At 48.5% G+C, this 606-nt stretch carries 1 pseudogene; it reads left to right on the top strand.

The features are described from left to right. Nucleotides 1–50 precede the first annotated feature (50 nt). Nucleotides 51–606 (top strand): annotated as a pseudogene (locus A3762_RS01055) (2,3-bisphosphoglycerate-independent phosphoglycerate mutase); the annotation flags it as partial.

The following is a 606-nucleotide window of genomic DNA, read 5'->3' as shown; positions in this document are numbered from 1 at the left end:
GGTAAAATCGCGCCCAATTTTGAACTCTTAAACTTTGAGACCGAAGCATTATGGCAAAACGCACCACTGCACTAATCATTCTTGATGGCTGGGGCTACCGAGAGGAGAGCAATTTTAACGCAATTCAAAACGCTAAAACTCCATTTTGGGATGACATGTGGAACTCCAAACCAAGTACTCTGATTGCCACATCAGGCATGGCGGTTGGATTACCTGACGGGCAGATGGGCAATTCCGAGGTTGGCCATATGAATCTGGGTGCAGGACGTATTGTCTACCAAAACTTCACGCGTATTACCAAAGACATTGAAGATCAAGCGTTCTTTGAGAATGCAGCACTATGCACCGCTATCGATAAGGCGGTCAATGCAGACGCAGCCGTTCATTTACTTGGTTTGCTATCGCCAGGCGGGGTTCATAGCCATGAAGACCATATCATTGCGGCAGTTGAGCTCGCTGAGCGCCGTGGAGCCAAGAAGGTGTATGTTCATGCATTTCTTGATGGCCGTGACATGCCCCCACGCAGCGCAGAACCTTCATTAGAAAAATTAGAAAACTTGCTCAGAGAAAAAGGTATCGGTCGCGTTGCCAGCATCGTCGGCCGCT

This window comes from Oleiphilus sp. HI0125 (assembly GCF_001635355.1).
The sequence above is the reverse complement of the archived record's forward strand: the minus strand, read 5'-3'. Positions and strand labels throughout refer to the sequence as shown.